The following is a 17,012-nucleotide window of genomic DNA, read 5'->3' on the forward strand; positions in this document are numbered from 1 at the left end:
CCGCGGCTCACGAGAGGCCCAGCAGCCGGGGCACCTTCTCCTCCAGCAGGTCGATCTCCTCCCGCGTCTCACCCAGGTAGGAGAGGAGCTGGAGGTCCGGCCGCTCCACCGCGCCGCCGTGGAAGATCCACGCCCGCGTCCGCAGCAGGCGGTAGAGCTTCACCAGCTTGCGGTCGCTGATGAACACGCCGTCCTCGCGCGTCAGCGTCTGCACCACGCGGCGGAACTCGCGCAGCAGGTCGTCGCGGAAGAACAAGTCCCTGTCCCTCAGCTCACGGCCGTCCGGGCCCGTCTCGCGTCGCCCCATCATCAGCGTCAGGTAGCGGTGCGCCTTGAGCACGTCGTCCAGCGTGGCGTGGCCCTCCGCCCAGGGCTTCTGGTTCAGCTCCCGGTGCGTCTGGGACTCCAGGCCGGAGTCCAGCAGCTCCAGGAAGTAGCTGTCCTGCACCGGTCGGCACGCGGCCTTGAGACAGAAGCGGTCCTTGAGCGCGCCCAGCTCGGCGTGCTCGGGCAGCTCGTTGGTGGCGGCGAAGAGCACCTTGAGCTTCACCGGCTGCGGCACGCCGTCCTGGTAGAACTTGCGCTCGTTGATGACCGTGAGCAGCGCGTTGAGGATGGCGGAGCTCGCCTTGAAGACCTCGTCGAGGAAGACGAGCCGGGCCGTGGGCAGCTTTCCGCCCTCGCGCCGGATGTAGCGGCCCTGGCGCAGCAGGTTGATGTCGATGGGGCCCAGCACCTCCGACGGCTCGGTGAAGCGCGTCAGGAGGTACTCGAAGTAGTCCTCGTTGGGGATGCGCAGCGCGTCCCGGAACTTGAGGACGAGGTCCGACTTGGCCGTGCCCGGCGGGCCCACCAGCAGCAGCGGCTCCTGCGCCACCGCCGCCACCGTCATCAGGTCCACCAGCGTCTGCTTGCCCACGAAGTGACGGCCCAGCGCCAGCCGGAAGCGGTTGAGGCGCTCGCGCAGGCCGTGGGCCTCGCTGGCGAGCGCGTCGAACGTCAGCTCGGAGATGGCGGGAAGACTGCTCATGTGCGCTCCTCCAGCTCCCGATGGATGCGCCGTCGCACCAGGAATTCGTCTTCGTCCAGCCAGCTCCGCGCGCGCTCTCCAGTGCCCTGCGCCACCTCCACGTGGCCCAGCACCAGCGCGTCCGCCAGCTCCACCACGGAGAGGCAGAAGTGGCTGTTGGTGTTGTAGCTGTCCGTCACCGTCGTCAGCCCTTCCGAGATGCGGACCAGCCCTGGCAGGGCCAGCGCCACTGGCGCATGGGCCAGCGCGCTCGCGAGGCTTCGCATCAACGTCAGCCGCTCCGGCAGCGAGCCCTTCGCAGCGCTCAGTGCTTCGAAGGCGGTGTCGAACACGCTGACGGCCTCGGCAACACGTCCCACCATGGCCAGCCCCGCCGCCACGGCGAGCTGCGCCGTCAGCGGTGTCTTGGGCCGGGTGAGGAGCCCTTGCGCCGCATTCACCAGCTCCGCGGCTTCGCGCGCCAGGCCCACCCGGCGCAGGCCCCGCAGGCTCACGCCCAGGATGCCCTGTGCCCAGGCGGGCGACGTGGGAGGAAGCGCGGCGAGCACCTTGTTCAGCCGCGTCGCCATCGCCACCGCGTGGTCCGCGCGGCCGAAGAGGGCCGCCAGGGTGAGCGCGTTGCCCAGCAGCACGGCCTGGGCTTCCCCGGGCAGCGCGTCCAGTGACGAGACGAGCTGATTCAGCAGCGGCACGGCCCGCGCCGGCGCGACACGGGGCAGGGTGTCCAGCAAGCCCCCGATGAGCCGCTGCCGCTCCGCGAGAGGCTGGCTCGTATCGGTGGCGCGGCCCGTCAGGGCCTGCATCTGCGCGGCCACCTGTGCCGGGTCCTTCAGGTCGCGAAGCGCGGCGAACTCCTCGCCGCGCAAGTCCCTGGCTCCGCGTCCGAAGGCCCTCGCCGGGTCGAGCCGCTCACTGGGCTCCAGCAACACCGAGGCCTGCCGCAGCCGGTCCACCTTGTATCGCTGGAAGGTGCCCAGCGCGTTCAGCTCTGCGGCGATGTCGGGGGGGAGGGGTGTCTCGGGCGGCTGGCCTTCCAGGGCCTGGGCCACACGCGCACCGTAAGCGCGTGAGAGGAAGCCGTGGATGACGTCCTGCGCATCGACGGCCCCGGCCGCCTCGGACGCCAGCGCCCGGGCGCGGTCCGCCTGACCCAACCGCGCGAGCCCCACGGCGAAGACGAAGCGGACATACGCCAGGGTGAGGGCCGGCGCCGCTTCGATGGAGGAGCGGCGCCGGGGCGTGGTCTCGAAGCGCTCCAGCAGGGCCTCCAGTTGCGACACCACCCGGGGCGCATGGGCCACGTCGGTTTCACCTCGCAGGAAGCGAGGCACGTCCCGCGCGAGCGACAGGCCTTGCTGGAGCATCTCCAGCAGCCGGTCTCCCGCACGCGCCAGTCCCAGCGCATCGCCCCCGGAGAGCGAGTCCAGCGCCGTCCTCGCGAGCCAGAACGCGCGGACGTCGAGCTCCGCGTCATGCCGGTCCAGCCACCGTTGGAGCGGCGCGACATCGCCGGGCGCTTGTTCGCCGGGCGCCAGCGCTGCGCGCACCAGGTTGCTGGCGACGGCGCGCACGTCTTCGCCCGTCGGGGAGGGAAGGGCCAGCCGCTCGGCGGCGGGGGCCCCGTCCGTTTCCGCGTCGGCCCAGCGCCGCGCCAGCTCCGCGGCCTCGGTGGCGTCGGACGCGGACCACAGCGCGCGCGTCCAGCACAGGCTCGCGTCCCGCTTTCGGCCCAGCCGACCGTTCAGCTCCGCCATGTGAATCCAGAGCGCCTGGCGCGAAGGGGAATCCGCTGGCTCGTCCAGCGCGAGAAAGGACTTCTCCAACGTCCCCAGCTCTTCTTCCACCGCGCTCAGTTGTGAAGGCGTGAGCGGCGCGAGCCGGGCTCCGGTGGGCGCGTGCTGGGCGACACGGACCGCGACGATGGGCGGAGGACTCGCGGGGAACTCCGGCGCGGTGGAGGCGGTGCGACGGGAGCGGCGGGAGCCTCGCGCGCTTCGTTCGTCCTCGTCGTCCGACGTCGCGGCGCGGGCCGCTGCCTGCCACTCACCCTCCGTGGCCTCGAAGGCAGCGAAGTCGAAGGTGGCGCTCCGGACCCAAGGCGAGAGCGCCTCGGCGCTGGTGTCCACAACGTAGTCCACCCATGCGTCGAGCGGCTGGAACGCGGACTCCGGCAGCCGCTCCGCGCGGAACCCGCCGCCGCCCGTGGGATGCAGCCACGTCACCGTGTCCGGCTGGGGCACGAGCAACGCGCGCAGCCTGTCCCGGCGCACGGGCGGCTCCAGCAGACCGTCACAGGGGAGGAAGAGGTCCGCGAGCTGGGGCAGTGGCGCATACGCCATGCCCGAGAGGCCCAGCTCGGGTGGCCGTTCCCGCCCCGCCCGGGCGCGCAGCACGATGCACGGCGCATCGGGCGGCCCCGAGACGGCGAAGCGAAGCTGCGCGAGCAGCGGCTCCGGCAGCGTGTGGACCAGGGACTCCACCTGGGCGAGCGCGTCCTCGCGCAGCACCCAGAGGCTCGCGGGCTCCGTGCGCGCCGCTCGCGTGAGGCGCAGGGGCACCGTGAGCCGGCCCGGCGTGGGCGAGGGCGTCCAGTCCTCCGCGGGCTCCGGGAGCCGCAAGTCGGTGTGCTGATACAGGTCCGTCCACGGCCCATCCGGCGCGGTCAGCCACGGGCGCTCGCCCTGGATGAGCAGCAGGGTGCCTCGGGGCGCCTGGAGCGTGCGCGCGAGCGGATGCGTGTAGCCCAGCTCCACCCAGACGGCGTGCTGCCCGGGGACAGCGGGGACGAAGGCCCGAAGCGGGCCCGCGGCGTCCATCGCGCGGGTGAGGGTGAAGTAGGGCGGCGCCACCGCGCGCAGCAAGGCACGCCGGTTGTCTCCAGTAGAGGACGCGGCGAGGCACACCTCCTGCCGGTCACAACCCAGGCGCAGCATCTCTCCCGCGAGCGGCAGCAGCGCGTCCGCGTCCGGCGGCAGGAACAACACGGGCCCGGTGGGGGCGCTCTCCACCGGGACGCGCTTCGACGACACCAGCTCCGCCCAGCAGCGGGCCTCAGCGGCCTCCGCGGCTCGGGTCCGCGTCACCTGGACGCCCAGGGACGTGAGGCGCGCGAGCACGTCCTTCGTGGGCATCACCTCCGGCATGACGTGGAGGGCGCCATCGGGCGTCCGGTGGTAGCGCGCGGGGAGGGCCTGGACTTCCGCGGGGACGAGGCTGGAGGTCAGCGCCAGCCGGAGCGCTTCCTCACTGGGGAAGACGAGCATGGACATCAGGCCTTCTGGCCGACCTTGTCGGAGGCTTCCTCGGCGGTGGAGGCGGGCTCCGCAGTCCGGCCTGACGGAGAGTCGCGCTGGACGATGACCTTCCCCAGCTCGGAGGCCTTCAGCGTGCCGCCCTGGATGAGCGCGTCCACGAGGCGGCGGTGCTCGTCCTCGTGTTCCATGGGGAGCGCGTCCGCGTCGCTTTCGTACTGGATGATGACGTCCTTGCGGCCCGTCGCCGGGTCCACCTGGAGTCGCAGGATGAGGCTAGCCAAGCGCGGGCTCCTTCCGAGGCGCGGTGGACGCGGGCACCAGGTGGGTGAAGGCCTCGCGGTCCAGCACCTTGCGTTCGATGAGCAAATCCCTCAGGGCCACCAGCCGCTCCTTCTCCCGCTGGAGGATATCGCGCGCCCGGACGCGTTGGACGGAGAGGACTTCCTGGATGGCGGCCTCCAGGGTGCTGCGCGTCGCATCGGACAGCGCATGCCGGTCCGCCTGCCGCCCCGGGGCCTCGTAGCGGCGCACGGGCACGCCGTCGCCGCCCATGCCCAGGTCTTCCACCAGCTCGCGGGCAATCTCCGTGGCGCGCTCCAGGTCGTGCGCGCTGCCCAGGGACAGGTCATCCAGCAGCAGGGCCTCGGCTTCCCGGCCGCCGAAGAGCATGCAGATGCTGTCCAGCAACTGGCCGCGCGTGACGACGTACCGGTGCGCCGGGTCCGCGTACTGCACGTGGCCCAGCGAGCCCGCCAGGTCGCCGCGGATGCTGATGCGGTCGATGGCGGGCGCGTGCTCGCAGAAGAGCGCGCACACCGCGTGGCCGGCCTCGTGCGTGGCGACCACACGCTCCTCCATGGGCGTGAGCTCCGGCCGGTCCAGGAACTCCGTGAGCGCACGCTCCACGTCCACGGCGTCGGTGGGGCCCTGGGCGCCTTCGCGCAGCCTGCGCCGCGCGAGTGCCCGGCACAGCGCCTGGATGTGGTCGCCGGAGAAGCGCGTCCCGGTGCCCTCCACCCGGTCGCCCGTGCGCTTCACCGCGTAGTCCATCGCGCGCTCCGTCATCGCCAGGCCCAGCTTCTGGTCGTAGATGGAGAGGATGGCGCGCCGGTCCGCGCTGTTGGGGTAGGGGATGCAGAGCTGGAACTCGAAGCGGCCGGGGCGCAGTAGCGCGGGGTCCAGCGACTCCACGAAGTTGGTGGTGCCCACCACGAAGACGAGCTCCTCCTTGCGGAAGCCGTCCATCTCCGTGAGGAGCTGGTTCACCATGGAGTGCTCCACTCCCGAGCCGGTGTACGTGCCGCGCGCCGAGGCAAAGGAGTCCAACTCGTCGAAGACGATGATGCTGGGCGCCGCCTGCCGGGCGCGCACGAAAATCTGGCGGAGGTTCTCCTCGCTCTCGCCCACCCAGCGGCTCTTCAGCTCTGGCCCGCTCACCACTTGAATGGCGGCGCCGAGCGCGGAGGCCATGGCCTTGGCGAACAGCGTCTTGCCGGTGCCCGGAGGGCCCCAGAAAATCATGCCGCGCGGGAGCAGCGCCTCCACGCGCTTCACGGCCTCGGGGTCGCTCAGCGTGTCCTTGCGCGCGAGGACGTCGAGAATCTCCTGCTGGAGCCGCTGCTTCACCTTCGCGTAGCCGCCGATGTCCGCGTGCAGCTCCAGCTCCGGCACGCTGAGCGAGCCGGTGAGCGTGGCCGATCGGAGCTGCGCGTAGGCGGGCTTCGGGTTGGCGGGGTAGTCCTCGCCGGTCATCGCGCCCAGCAGCCGCCGCAGGCGCACCGCGTTGACGCCGGAGACGTGCTTGTAGAGCGCATAGGGCTGGAGGTCCCGCCCGAACTTGCGGCTCTCTCGCTGGGTGACGAGGTAGCGCAGCCGGTCGCGCCCCACGCCGAGGATGCTCTCCTTGTGAGGGAAGAGGTTCTCGATGACGCGGGGCACGGCGAAGGACGGGTCCTTGAAGCCGACCCAGACCATCTCCGGGTTCTCGTAGAGCAGCGGGATGACCTCGCGTGCCTCGCTGGTGAGCCCGCCGTTGCTGGTGGTGAGCAGGTCCAGGTGGGGCAGCACGACGATGCGCTCCCGCACGGCGCCGCGCACCGCGTCCCGCAGCTGCGCGATGAGCGTGGCCATCATGCTCGGCGCGGGCATGCCGGGGGGCGGCTCCTGCGCGGTGCGGCCATCCAGGTAGAGGAACTGCTTGCCGTCCTTCTTCAGCCTGTCGCGCAGGCACTTGTAGAAGTAGGGCGTCAGCTCCTTGTCCGCCTCCACCATGACGGGCAGCCCGCGCAGCAGCGCCTCGCAGACGCGGTTCAGCTCGGCGGGGTAGGCCGCCTCGACGGCCGCGAAGGGCGACAGCTCCGTGGGCAGCGACGCCTCGGGGATGCGCTGGCTCATACGCGCACCTTGATGGTCAGCGAGCCCGTCGCCGCGTCCTCGTGGACCTCTTCGATGGTGCCGAGCTGCCCCGCGCGCACCTTGAGCGCCTCCGCCGTCACCTTGTTGGAGATGGCGTCCAGCTCCGACTTGAGGTCACGCAGCCGGCCTTCCAGCTTCTCCGTCAATTGTTGCCTCAGCTGGTCGGAGGCGACGTCGGCCGCGTCCTCCAGCTTCGCGCGCGCCAGGTCCTGGGCCCGCAACTTCGCCTGCTCCACCTCGTGCGGGCTTTCGACGGCCAGCTCACCGCGCGCCTTCAGCGCCACCTCCTGCTGGCCACTGAGCGTGACGCTGACGTCGCCCGTCGCCACGTCCACCGCGATGCGCACGCCATCCGCCTCGGTCCGCAGCGCCACGTCACCTTCCCGGGTGAAGCCCCGGCTCGCCAGCTCCGCCGCCAGCAACCCGGCCAACTCCTCTCGCGACAACAAGGGCAGCAGCTCCAGCCGGGTGCAGAGGCCGTCCTCGGCCTGGACCACGCGGTTGAGGGACTCGGAAACGGAGACTCGGTAGGCGCGGCTCATGGAGCGCTCCCGGGGAAAGAAGGTGGAACCGCGGCGGCGGCGCTGGTGAGGGACGTGCCCAGCTCCCGGGCGTGGTCCTCGGCGCGGCGGAAGCCCGCCTCACCGAAGGCGCCCCATTCGGACAGCAGGAGCTGGGCGGTTTCGTAGCCATCGTCGAAGAACCGCACCGCGCGGTGCTCCGCGTCCCAGCGTGACAGCCGGGATAGGGCGCGAAGGAAGGCCGCGGCGGCTCGGGCGGCCTCGGCCCGGGAGGCGAGCGTCGCGGACCGGGAGAGGCCCTCTACCCACCGTGAGGCGGGCTGCTCCAGCAGCGGTCGCGCCGCGTCGATGAGGAAGCTCGCGAGGTCCCTCCGCCCGGCGGTGTCCACCGCGTCCAGGTACGCCGCCAGCACGGCCTCCTGCGCGGTGCCCAGGGCCAGCGCCTCGGAAGGGGAGGAGAGGCCTCGCTTGGACTCCTCCAGCCCGCGCCACCGTCGGGCGAGCTCAGGCCTGAGCGCATCCAGCAGCCACGCGCCGTCCGCCAGCAGCGGCGCGAAGTCGGCAGCCGTGAGCTCCGGCGGCTTCGGCCCGAACTGCTCCGGGAAGCCCAGCCAGCAGAGGGCGGAGCGGCGGAAGAGCGGCTGGGCGCCCAGCGTCGGCGCGCAGGGCGTACCCGCCACGAGCCGGCAGCAGAGATACAGGAAGAGCGCGTCCGCCGACGTGGGCGTCCCCTCCACCTCGAGCGGCGCGGCGCCGTACTTCAGCAGGGGCTGTTCGAGCAGCCACCGCAGCGTGTGGAGCGTGACGGGCGAGAAGTGCAGCGCCGGCGGGGCGTGCCGTTCCCACATGCGCCCGGAGCGCACCGCGCCGTCGTGGAGGGCGCGTTGCCGCCGCCAGCCGCCACACCGGGCGAGCGCGAGCACGCTGCCCTTGGCGAGCGTGTCCCGCAGGACGTGCATCGCACCGGGGCTGAAGCGGCGCGGGACGGCGTGCAGGCCGCGGAGCAGGTCCTCCACGGACGCATACTGGCCCAGCCCGACAATGGCTCGGGCGAGCGTGAGCAGCGGATGCTCCGACGGCGAGACGCGAATCATGACCGGAACGCGTTGGCGAGCGCGGGCCAGCCGTTGATGACCAGCCGCCCGCCCACGAAATGGACCTCCGCCGTGTTGGGGGCGGTGAAGCACGGGGCGTCCGGTGCGTAGCGGTCAGTGAGGAAGTGCATGACCTGGTTGCGCGAGCCAATCCACCGGCGCGTCGTCTCGGGCTGGTCCTTCTCGAAGCGGCCGTCCACCAGCAGGTCCACCGTCGCGAGCAGCCGGTCCACGTCAGGACGTGCCTGCGCCCGCAGCTCCGCGAGCGTGTAGCCGGTGAAGACCATGATGCTCAGCCCGGCGGCGCGGAGGCGCTCGCACAGGGCCGCGGCCGGGCCGGGCTGGGAGAAGGGCTCGCCGCCCAGGAGGGTGAGGCCCTCGATGCCGGGCGTGCCCAGCACCTGCGCGGCGAGCGCCTCCACCGATTCCACGGTGCCCCGCTCGGCCGCGAACATCTCCGGGTTGCAGCACCCCGGGCAGCGCAGGGGGCAACCCTGGACCCACAGCGCGAAGCGCACCCCGGGACCCTCCGCTTCCGTGCGGGGGACTCTCTGGGCAATCCGGAGCGTCGGGCCGGAGCGGGAGGAGTTGCCTTCTGCGGTGTGCATGAGACCGGCCCAGCATGCCAGGAGCGGGGGGACACGGGGAGCACGGCCTCCATCCAGGGCGGGGCCGTCACCGGAGCAGGGCCACCCCCCTGACGGGGCTTGGGTGGGGGGCAGGGCTTCTCGCTTCCGCTACCCGTGGCGTTCATGACTTGTACCTACATGCAGGCCGAGTGATGGTTGGCGAATCTTCCCGCGCCGCAAATTGTCAGCGACGCTTCATCCCTCAAGTAGAGTGTGATGGTCATGACGCGGCCTGTGTCCGCCTACGCCCCCCGAAGCGAACGCAAGCCGCTATACGTGAAGGTGGTGACGCAGCCCGCGCTCCATGGGTGCTGGGCCGTCAACATCAGTGAGACGGGTATCGGGCTCATCGCCACGCCGCACTCGGCCTCGGAAGGGCCGCACGAGGGCGAGGACGTGGAGCTGTCCTTCTCCCTTCCCGATTCGGGCGAGCACATCCGCGTGCGCGGCGTGGTGCGGTGGCGCCATGACGCCTCCGGCGCGGTGGCGGCGCTGGGGGTGAGCTTCCGCGCCTTCGAGGACTCGGATGGCGTGAAGCTGGCGCGCTACCTGGCCTCGTCCCACCTCCAGGTGGTGGTGGCCTTCGCCTCCGAGCAGGAGGCGCGCTTCGTGAGCGCCGCGCTGGAGGGCGTGGCCAAGCTCCACTTCGCCGCCGTGCCGTCGGAGGCCCGCGCGCTGGTGACGCGCGGCGACGCGGCGTGCCTGGTGGTGTGTGGACAGGACGAGGAGCAGGCCCTGGCGCTGGTGGAGTCCCTGGCCGCCCGGCGCGCGGACGCGGACCCGTCGGGCGCGGGGCCCCCCAGTGATCTGGCGTCGCGCATCGTCTACTGCGCACCCGCGGCGCCGGAGCGGCTGGTGGACCTCTTCAATGCCGGCCGCATCTTCCGCGCGCTCGGACCTTCGCCCACGCGCGAGGCCCTGCACCAGGCGGTGCTCCAGGCGGGCCGCGAGCACGGGGTGCGCACCGAGCAGTGGCGCATGGCGCTGGAGCTGGAGCGCAGCCTGCTGCGCGAGCGGGCGCTGTCGCAGGAGCTGCCGCCAGCCCCCGGTGGCCGGGGTAGCGACGAGGTGGGCTTTCGCAGCGCCGCCATGCACCGGGTGATGGAGCTGGTGCGGCTGGTGGCGCCCCACCGCGTGGCGGTGCTGCTCCAGGGCGAGACGGGCACGGGCAAGGAGGTGCTGGCGCGCATCCTCCACCGGCTCAGCGGCCGGGGCGATGTGCCGCTCGTCGTGCAGGACTGCGGCGCCCTGTCGGAGACGCTGCTGGAGAGCGAGCTGTTCGGCCACGTGAAGGGCGCGTTCACCGGCGCGGTGGCGGACCACCCGGGCCTCTTCGTGCTCGCCAACGGCGGCACCATCTTCCTGGACGAAATCGAGAACACCACCCCGAACCTCCAGGCGAAGCTGCTGCGCGTGCTGGAGACGGGCGATGTGCGCCCCGTGGGCGGCACGCAGGTCCGCCACGTGGACGTGCGCGTGGTGGCCGCCAGCAACAAGGACCTGGGCGAGGAGGTGCGCGCCGGCCGCTTCCGCGCGGACCTCTTCTACCGCCTCAACAGCTTCACGGTGGACATCCCTCCGCTGAGGGAGCGTCCGGAGGACGTGCCGGAGCTGGCGCTCTACTTCCTGGAGCTGTTCAACCGCACCCTCCGCCGCTCCGCCAGCGGCATCGCGCCGGACGCGGTGGACGCGCTGCGCGCCTATGCGTGGCCGGGCAACGTGCGCGAGCTGCGCAACGTCATGGAGCGCTCGGTGCTGCTCTCCCGCCCGGGGGAGGTGGTGTCACGGCGGCTGTTGCCCCCGGCGGTGGGGGCCACCCTGGCGCTGCGCAACGAGCCCAGCGGGGATGGCTCCCTGCGCGCGAGGCTGGAGCGGGTGGAGCGGGAGCTCATCCGCGAGGCACTGGAGCGCCATGGCGGCGTGCTGCGGCGCGCGGCCGTGGCGCTGGGCATGGACCCCGTGACGCTGGGCCGGCGGGCCCGGCGCCACGGGTTGTGGAAGGGAGACGGCTAGGCCCGCTTCAGTGGGTCCGAATCCACTGGAGCATGGGCTTCCAGACGCGCACGCGCGCGTCGTCCGCGAGGAACAGGTCCGCGTGGCCGTAGTCCAGGGGGTGCGCGGCCTCCGGCAGCGTGCTCACGATGTGGACGGTGACGTCGTGGCTGCCCAGCAGCGACACGCTGTGCACGCCGTAGCGGCCCACGCCACCCGCGGCGCCCACGTACAGCACCGGCACCTTCACCTCGTGCAGGCGGTCGTCGTAGGGCACGTCGATGGCGCCGCACGCCCACGCCTCCGTCTCCACCACCTCGTTGAGGCTCTGGTACGGCGCGGCCCGCTGGCCGAACTCGAACATGTAGCCGTCCTGGGTGAAGGTGAGCTGCTCGGGCAGGCCCAGCGCGTCCGGCATGCTTCCAAAGAGGTGGTAGGCCGGGACGATGGGCTGCAGCGGCGCGGAGAGCACGCTCGTGGCGCCCGCCGCGACGATGGCCAGCTTCCGGTTGGTGGGCCGGCCCGTGCCCGGACCGAAGATGTCGTCTTGCACCAGCGGCGACGGCTCGTTCGGCTGCAGCGCGGCGAGCTGGCCCATGGTCTGCAGCATGACGCCGGGCGCCGGCCCCAGCAGTCCGCCTTCCAGCTGCCCCTCCTGGCGCGCCTCGCTCAGCGCCGCGTAGCGCTCACACGCCCACTGCTGCTGCTGCGCGTGCTCCGGGGCGAAGCGCACCGCCATGTCCACGGGGATGAAGCCATCCACCTGCCGAAGCGTCCGCGGCAGCCGCGCCTCCTGGTTGAGGTACGCGTAGCTCACCACCGCGCCGCGGCTCCAGCCCATCAGGTGCATGGTGCCCTGGAAGTTGCCTCCGGCCAGCCGCATCAGCCGCGCGACCCCCAGCCCCACGCCCACGTCCGACGCGTGCGTCTCCAGCGTCCAGCGCTTCATGAAGCGGAAGTCCTGCGTGTCCTGGTGGACGCCCGCCCACCGCAGGTCGATACCCCACACGTCCACGCCTTCCTTCGCCAGATACGCGGCCAGCGACTGCTCCGGCGGGACGTGCGCCGAGCCGGCGCTGGACAGGAACGCGGCCTCGAAGCCCCAGCCGTCTCCATGCACCATGAACACCGCCCGCGACGCGCGCGACGGCCACCACGGCCAGTCCTCCTTCACCACCCGGTGCAAGGTGACGACGTCATGCTCGCCAGCCCCCACCCGCAGGCGGTAGCGGTAGTGGGCCACGTTGTCGAACAGCACCACGCGCTCGCTCGCGCTCGGATTGTGGGAACCCAGGAGCGCGGCGACATCCTCGCCGGCGGCGAGCAGCTCCACGCCCTGGAGGGCGGCCGCCCGTGAGACAGCGTGTCGCATTTCATCAGAAGGGGCTGCTTCGGCGGGGGCAGCCAACGACAGACATGCCAGCGAGACACAGAGGAAGAACACGGAACGCATACAGACCTCGGATCGGCTGAAGGGGTACGGGGAGTCGAGTCACCGCCGGCCCATGGACTCCCTGGCGTGTCGGCCCCTGAGCAGATTCCACGCCAATCCCTAAACCCCTGTATCTCCTGGAGTGTTCTCCAGGTGGGGACTTCATGGGTGAAGGCCACTCTGCATCGAACCTCTGACATCCCCTGACGGCTGGCTTACTTCCGCGAATGCTTCATTGCTGAAGCCCGCGCGTCACCGGTGCGGCGTCCTCGCCGTTTCGAGGAAAACCGGCAGGGGTGAGAGGAAATGGCGACGGTTTCACGCAAATGACCACAGGCACTTAGAACGAGCAAGAGCCGATTAGCGCTCCAGGACGGGGGGATTGCCCGGGTCCGGACGGCACCAGTCCCCGTGGGCGGGGTGCTGAACACACGCCCCATGGGGCTCTCGCTACCCTCCGGGGTGGGGCGCAGATGGACGCCATGGTCGAGCAGCGATTCCAGCGCAATCTTGGCGTGGTGGACGAGGCGACGTTGGACAAACTGTCACGCACGCACGTGCTGGTCGCGGGCGTGGGCGGCGCGGGGGGGCAGTGCGCGGTGGATCTGGCGCGGCTGGGCTTCGGGGCGGTGACGCTGGCGGACTTCGACGTCTACGAGCGCCACAACATGAACCGCCAGGTGGGCTGCTTCGAGAGCACCCTGGGGCGCTCCAAGGTGGAGGTGGTGGGGCGGATGTGCCGGGACATCCATCCGGCGCTGCGCCTCCGGCAGGTGCCGGAGGGCATCACCGCCGCCAACGTGGAGGCCGTGCTCGACGGCGGGCGGGACGGGCCGCCGGTGGACTACGTGGTGGAGGTCATCGACATCGCGGGGGCGCGCGAGAAGGAGGTGCTCCACCGCGCGTGCCGCCGGCGCGGCGTGCCGGTGATGACGGGGCTGATGCTGGGCTTCGGCGCGGCGCTGCACGTCTTCCAGGCGGACGCGCCCCTGTACGAGGACCTCTACATCCTGTCGGATGGCCGCATCGACCTGCCGGCCATCATCCCGCACCTGGGCAGCTACATGCTCCGCGAGTACATGGACGCGTGCTACCAGGGCCGCGGCCACGCACCCACCTGCGTCGTGGGCGCCACGAGCGCCGCGGGGATGATGGTGACGGAGCTGACGCGCGCGGTGATGCACGGGCCCCGGGCGATGGTGTCGTGGCCGGAGTACCTCTACGTGGACTTCTTCGACCACTGCTTCGTCCGGGGCCGCGCGGCGCCGGCCCTGGCGCGGCGGCAGCCTCCGCCGCCGCGAGCGGCGGGCACGCCCCCCGTGGGGTGACGGTGGGGCGGCCAGGCGGGGCTCACACCACGCCGAGCGCCCGCGCCTCCTCGATGACCTTCACGCCATCCACCCCCAGGCTCTTGCCGAGGTAGGGCGCGACCAGGTCGGCGTGCTTGTGGACGCGGTGGAAGGCCTCGTCGAAGGTCCGCGTCACCAGGTTGATGCCGGAGATGATGACGCGCTGCAGGTTGTACTGCAGCTCATTGCCCTCGACGATGGCGTGAATCTCCGTGAACAGCGGCCGCGCGTCCGAGTGGAATGTGGACAGGTTGCGCCGCTGCTCGGAGTTGGGCACGGCCGACTTCGGCGAGAGGCTGGCAACGAGCACGAGCGGGTGGCGGAGCTGCTCGTGCGTGCCCTTCATCTGTTGAAAGACGGCGTGGATCTCCTCCTGGCTGGGTGGTGCCTCCCAGCGGAGGAAGAACACTCTGCCGATGACGGCGGTCTTGTAGACGGGTGTTTCCATGATGTCCCCCTTCTCCAGGAACGAACGAACGACGGTGCCTGGCGGTCTGCGCGTCCATTGGCGCGCGTTGCAGGAGCCGAAGGAATCGGACTGGAGGGCGGACATCCCCGGCGGAACAGTGCCCCGCCGGGCCGGAGGGTGTCCGGCCCCCGACGAATCGGGGGCCGGAGGACCTCAGTCGCCGGTGAGCGTGAGCTCCTCGGCCGGCGCGGCGGCGATCTCCTCGGCGGAGAAGAGGATGGGCCGCCACTGCTTCTGGGAGTACAGCCGCGTCTGGTCCGCGTAGTACGGCGAGGCCGGGTCGCTGGACTCGCTGTAGGTCAGCACGGCGCTGGCCTGCACGCCGGTGGGCGTGAACTCCATGGCCATGATGAAGCTGCTGCCGTTGTTGATGATGTAGCCACCGCGGCTCAGGCCGGTGCGCGAGTTGATGACCTCGCGCGTGGCGCTGTTGTACTCCGCGTCGGGGGCGGTGGACTTGAGCGTGCCGAAGCCGACGATGTTCGCCGCGCCGTCGTAGTTGGTGGCGCCGTGGAGGGGGATGCGCTCGCCCGCCACGCGCGGGGTGAACTGCGCCTCGCCCAGCGGGAGGTCCAGCGCGAGCCCGGCGTTGGTCAGCATCGTCACCGCCCGGGCCAGGTTCGTCAGCACCGGGTCCTCGCCCTCTGCCGGGGCAGGCGCCAGGGTGTGGGGCGTGGCGATGGGGTCGGCCGGGTCGAAGGGCTGGGTGTACAGCGCCGGGCTGTTCTGGAGCTGCCCAATGGGGTACGAGCCCACGAACTCGCGCCAGATGATGGCGCCCACGCTGTCCACGTCATAGCGCCGGTCCCACTGGGCCAGCAGCGCGCACGCCTGGCTGATGTCCACGGTGCCGCCCTGGTAGGGCACCGTCGTCTGGCCGGTGCAGCGGGCCACCACGTCGTCGAGGAGGAGCTCGGCCATCATGCCCCGGTTGTTGAGGATGGCGTCCTGCAGCTCGGTGCGGGTGAACTTGCCGTCGGCGCCGGACGCGCCGCCCTCGCGAACCTCGGTGAGCATCACCGCGTTGAGGCGCGTGCGCGGCGTCTGGGGCACGTCTTCCAGGCCGTGCATGGGCGAGAAGCCCGTGAGCGGCGCGGCGGGGTTGGCCAGCCAGTAGCTGTCGTTGGCGTTGAAGACGAAGTCGGTGCGGTCCAACTGGGGCACCTGGCTGAAAGGCACCAGCCCCGGGCTGCGGGCCCCCTCGACCTCCTGCCACTCGTTCTCCTTGTTGCTGCCGTCCAGCAGCACCAGGCCCATCTGCTGCCAGATGAGAGTGGTGGCGGGGTCGGCGCCCTGGCGGGCGGCGTTCCAGGTGGCCTGCGCCACGGGCGACAGGTTCGGCGTGGGCGCGGCGTCCGCGTACCAGGTGTTGCCCGCGCGGTCCGCCGCCATGGTGTTGACCCAGGGGATGCCCTGCTCACGCGCGTAGACGGCCTTGAACTCTTCCAGGCTTCGCGCCTGGTTCATGCCCAGGAACTGCGACAGCAGGGTGCGGTTCTCCAGGTTGGCGTCCCGGAAGGTGAGCACCGACTGCTCGGTCCACTCCGCCATGCCGGGGATGGAGATGATGGGGCCGTAGTGGCTGAAGTACATGCGCCGGGGGACCTCGACGAGCGTGCCGTCGTCCTGCCGCACCTGGATGGTGACGTCCTTCCAGGTCATCTCCCGCTCGGCGCCGTCGTACATGTACGAGGTCGGCTTGCCCGGCACGAGCTGGAGCCCGTACAGCGTCATGCGCTGGCCGGACGAGAAGGTGTGCGTCCAGGCCACGTCGTTGTTGAAGCCGATGAGCACCGCGGGCACGCCGAGCAGGCCCACGCCATAGATGTCCAGCTCACCCGGGACAATGAGGTGGCTCTCCCACAGCTTCAGCTCGCCCTCCCAGGGGAAGTGCGGATTGGCCACCACCATGCCGTGGCCGGTGGCGGTGCGGTCGCGGCCAATGGCCCAGCCGTTGCTGCCCACTTGGCTCAGCTCTGGCCGCTGGACCTTGACGTATTCCCGGTCCGGCAGGCCGACGGTGGTCGGGGTCACCTCGGGCGGCGTCGCGGCGGCGATGGGGAGGATGAGCTGGTAGCTGCTGCCCGTCAGCGCCACGCTGTAGGCGTAGGCGAGCAGGTCCACGTCGGAGATGGGCTTCACCCACTCCGCGTTGGTGCAGGGCGCGGGGAGCTGATCCTTGGGCGTCTCTTCGAGATAGCGATTGTAGCCGGCGGCGTAGCCCTTGAGCATCGCCTGGAGGTTGGCGGGCTGCTGGCTTAGCTCCGCCCCGGCGCGCTCATGGAGGCCGAGGGCACGGTAGGCGAAGTCGCTGGCCGCGTAGGTATTGCCCGGGCCCATGCCCAGGTATTGGGCGCGCTCACCACGGACCTTGACGATCTGATCCGAGAGGATGCAGACGTGATCCTGAGCGAAGGCGAAGCCATTGCCATACGCCACGCTGCCCATGTCCTTGCCGGTGATGTGCGGCACGCCGTGGGCGGTGCGGCGGATGGTGACCTCATACGTGGGCTTGGGGGTGGGTGGCGGGTGCGGCGAAGGCAGGGGAATCCCCTGGACGTTGTTGTCGCGGCCGCCACACGCGGTGGTGAGGAGCAGGCCCAGGCCCGCGGTGAGGGTGAGCTGCCAGCGGGTGTTCCGAGGTCGTTGGAACACACCGCGCCGGAAGGGCGATGAGAGATTTGAGTGCATGACAGTGCGAGAGCGTAGGGAGGGGTTGATCACACCGTCAAAAGCTTTCTGAAACTGGATGATTTCTCACGCCGCCGGGCACAACGCACTGTGGCAAGAACGTGCTACCGGCGGCGCGGGAGGGGTGTGGTAGGAC

At 71.2% G+C, this 17,012-nt stretch carries 12 protein-coding genes; 2 read left to right on the forward strand and 10 right to left on the reverse strand.

The features are described from left to right. Nucleotides 1-7 precede the first annotated feature (7 nt). Genes VZL07_RS29590 through VZL07_RS29620 form a run of 7 tightly spaced genes read right to left on the reverse strand, consistent with a single transcriptional unit; the run spans nt 8 to nt 8,832 of the window. Complete coding sequence (locus VZL07_RS29590) at nt 8-1,030, reverse strand: AAA family ATPase (protein ID WP_426751226.1); 1,023 nt, start codon at nt 1,028-1,030, stop codon at nt 8-10. Then, complete coding sequence (locus VZL07_RS29595; RefSeq protein WP_426751227.1) at nt 1,027-4,299, reverse strand: hypothetical protein; 3,273 nt, start codon at nt 4,297-4,299, stop codon at nt 1,027-1,029. The genes VZL07_RS29590 and VZL07_RS29595 overlap by 4 nt, the downstream gene beginning before the upstream one ends. Continuing rightward, nucleotides 4,299-4,565 (reverse strand): hypothetical protein, encoded by a 267-nt coding sequence (locus VZL07_RS29600; protein WP_426751228.1) that lies wholly within the window; start codon nt 4,563-4,565, stop codon nt 4,299-4,301. The genes VZL07_RS29595 and VZL07_RS29600 overlap by 1 nt, the downstream gene beginning before the upstream one ends. Then, nucleotides 4,558-6,678 carry an AAA family ATPase gene (locus VZL07_RS29605; protein WP_426751230.1) on the reverse strand — a complete coding sequence of 707 codons (2,121 nt, stop codon included), beginning with the start codon at nt 6,676-6,678 and terminating at the stop codon, nt 4,558-4,560. The genes VZL07_RS29600 and VZL07_RS29605 overlap by 8 nt, the downstream gene beginning before the upstream one ends. Continuing rightward, nucleotides 6,675-7,241: a hypothetical protein gene (locus VZL07_RS29610; RefSeq protein WP_426751231.1), complete on the reverse strand. Its 567-nt coding sequence runs from the start codon at nt 7,239-7,241 to the stop codon at nt 6,675-6,677. Before VZL07_RS29610 ends, VZL07_RS29605 begins: the two co-directional genes overlap by 4 nt. Beyond that, nucleotides 7,238-8,314 carry a hypothetical protein gene (locus VZL07_RS29615; protein WP_426751232.1) on the reverse strand — a complete coding sequence of 359 codons (1,077 nt, stop codon included), beginning with the start codon at nt 8,312-8,314 and terminating at the stop codon, nt 7,238-7,240. Before VZL07_RS29615 ends, VZL07_RS29610 begins: the two co-directional genes overlap by 4 nt. Then, the gene (locus tag VZL07_RS29620; protein WP_426751233.1) at nt 8,311-8,832 is read right to left on the reverse strand and encodes a 4Fe-4S single cluster domain-containing protein; all 522 of its coding nucleotides are present in this window, start codon (nt 8,830-8,832) and stop codon (nt 8,311-8,313) included. The genes VZL07_RS29615 and VZL07_RS29620 overlap by 4 nt, the downstream gene beginning before the upstream one ends. A 333-nt stretch (nt 8,833-9,165) precedes the next feature. Between VZL07_RS29620 and VZL07_RS29625 the strand changes: the two genes are divergently transcribed. Continuing rightward, on the forward strand, nt 9,166-10,956 hold the full coding sequence (locus VZL07_RS29625) for a sigma 54-interacting transcriptional regulator (protein WP_426751234.1): 1,791 nt from the start codon (nt 9,166-9,168) through the stop codon (nt 10,954-10,956). A gap of 7 nt (nt 10,957-10,963) precedes the next feature. Here VZL07_RS29625 and VZL07_RS29630 read toward each other — a convergent pair whose 3' ends face one another. Next, on the reverse strand, nt 10,964-12,307 hold the full coding sequence (locus VZL07_RS29630; RefSeq protein ID WP_426751235.1) for a hypothetical protein: 1,344 nt from the start codon (nt 12,305-12,307) through the stop codon (nt 10,964-10,966). Nucleotides 12,308-12,840: 533 nt separating this feature from the next. On the opposite strand from VZL07_RS29630, the gene VZL07_RS29635 reads away from it, so the two are divergent. Further along, the gene (locus VZL07_RS29635; RefSeq protein WP_426751236.1) at nt 12,841-13,695 is read left to right on the forward strand and encodes a ThiF family adenylyltransferase; all 855 of its coding nucleotides are present in this window, start codon (nt 12,841-12,843) and stop codon (nt 13,693-13,695) included. A gap of 22 nt (nt 13,696-13,717) precedes the next feature. Here VZL07_RS29635 and VZL07_RS29640 read toward each other — a convergent pair whose 3' ends face one another. Together VZL07_RS29640 and VZL07_RS29645 are read right to left on the reverse strand one after the other, a co-directional pair. After that, on the reverse strand, nt 13,718-14,164 hold the full coding sequence (locus VZL07_RS29640) for a DofA protein (RefSeq protein ID WP_426751237.1): 447 nt from the start codon (nt 14,162-14,164) through the stop codon (nt 13,718-13,720). A gap of 174 nt (nt 14,165-14,338) precedes the next feature. Beyond that, nucleotides 14,339-16,876 (reverse strand): acylase, encoded by a 2,538-nt coding sequence (locus VZL07_RS29645; protein ID WP_426751238.1) that lies wholly within the window; start codon nt 16,874-16,876, stop codon nt 14,339-14,341. Nucleotides 16,877-17,012: the final 136 nt, after the last annotated feature.

The sequence above is a fragment of the Pseudomyxococcus flavus genome (assembly GCF_050038885.1).
Taxonomy (GTDB): Bacteria; Myxococcota; Myxococcia; order Myxococcales; family Myxococcaceae; genus Myxococcus; species Myxococcus flavus.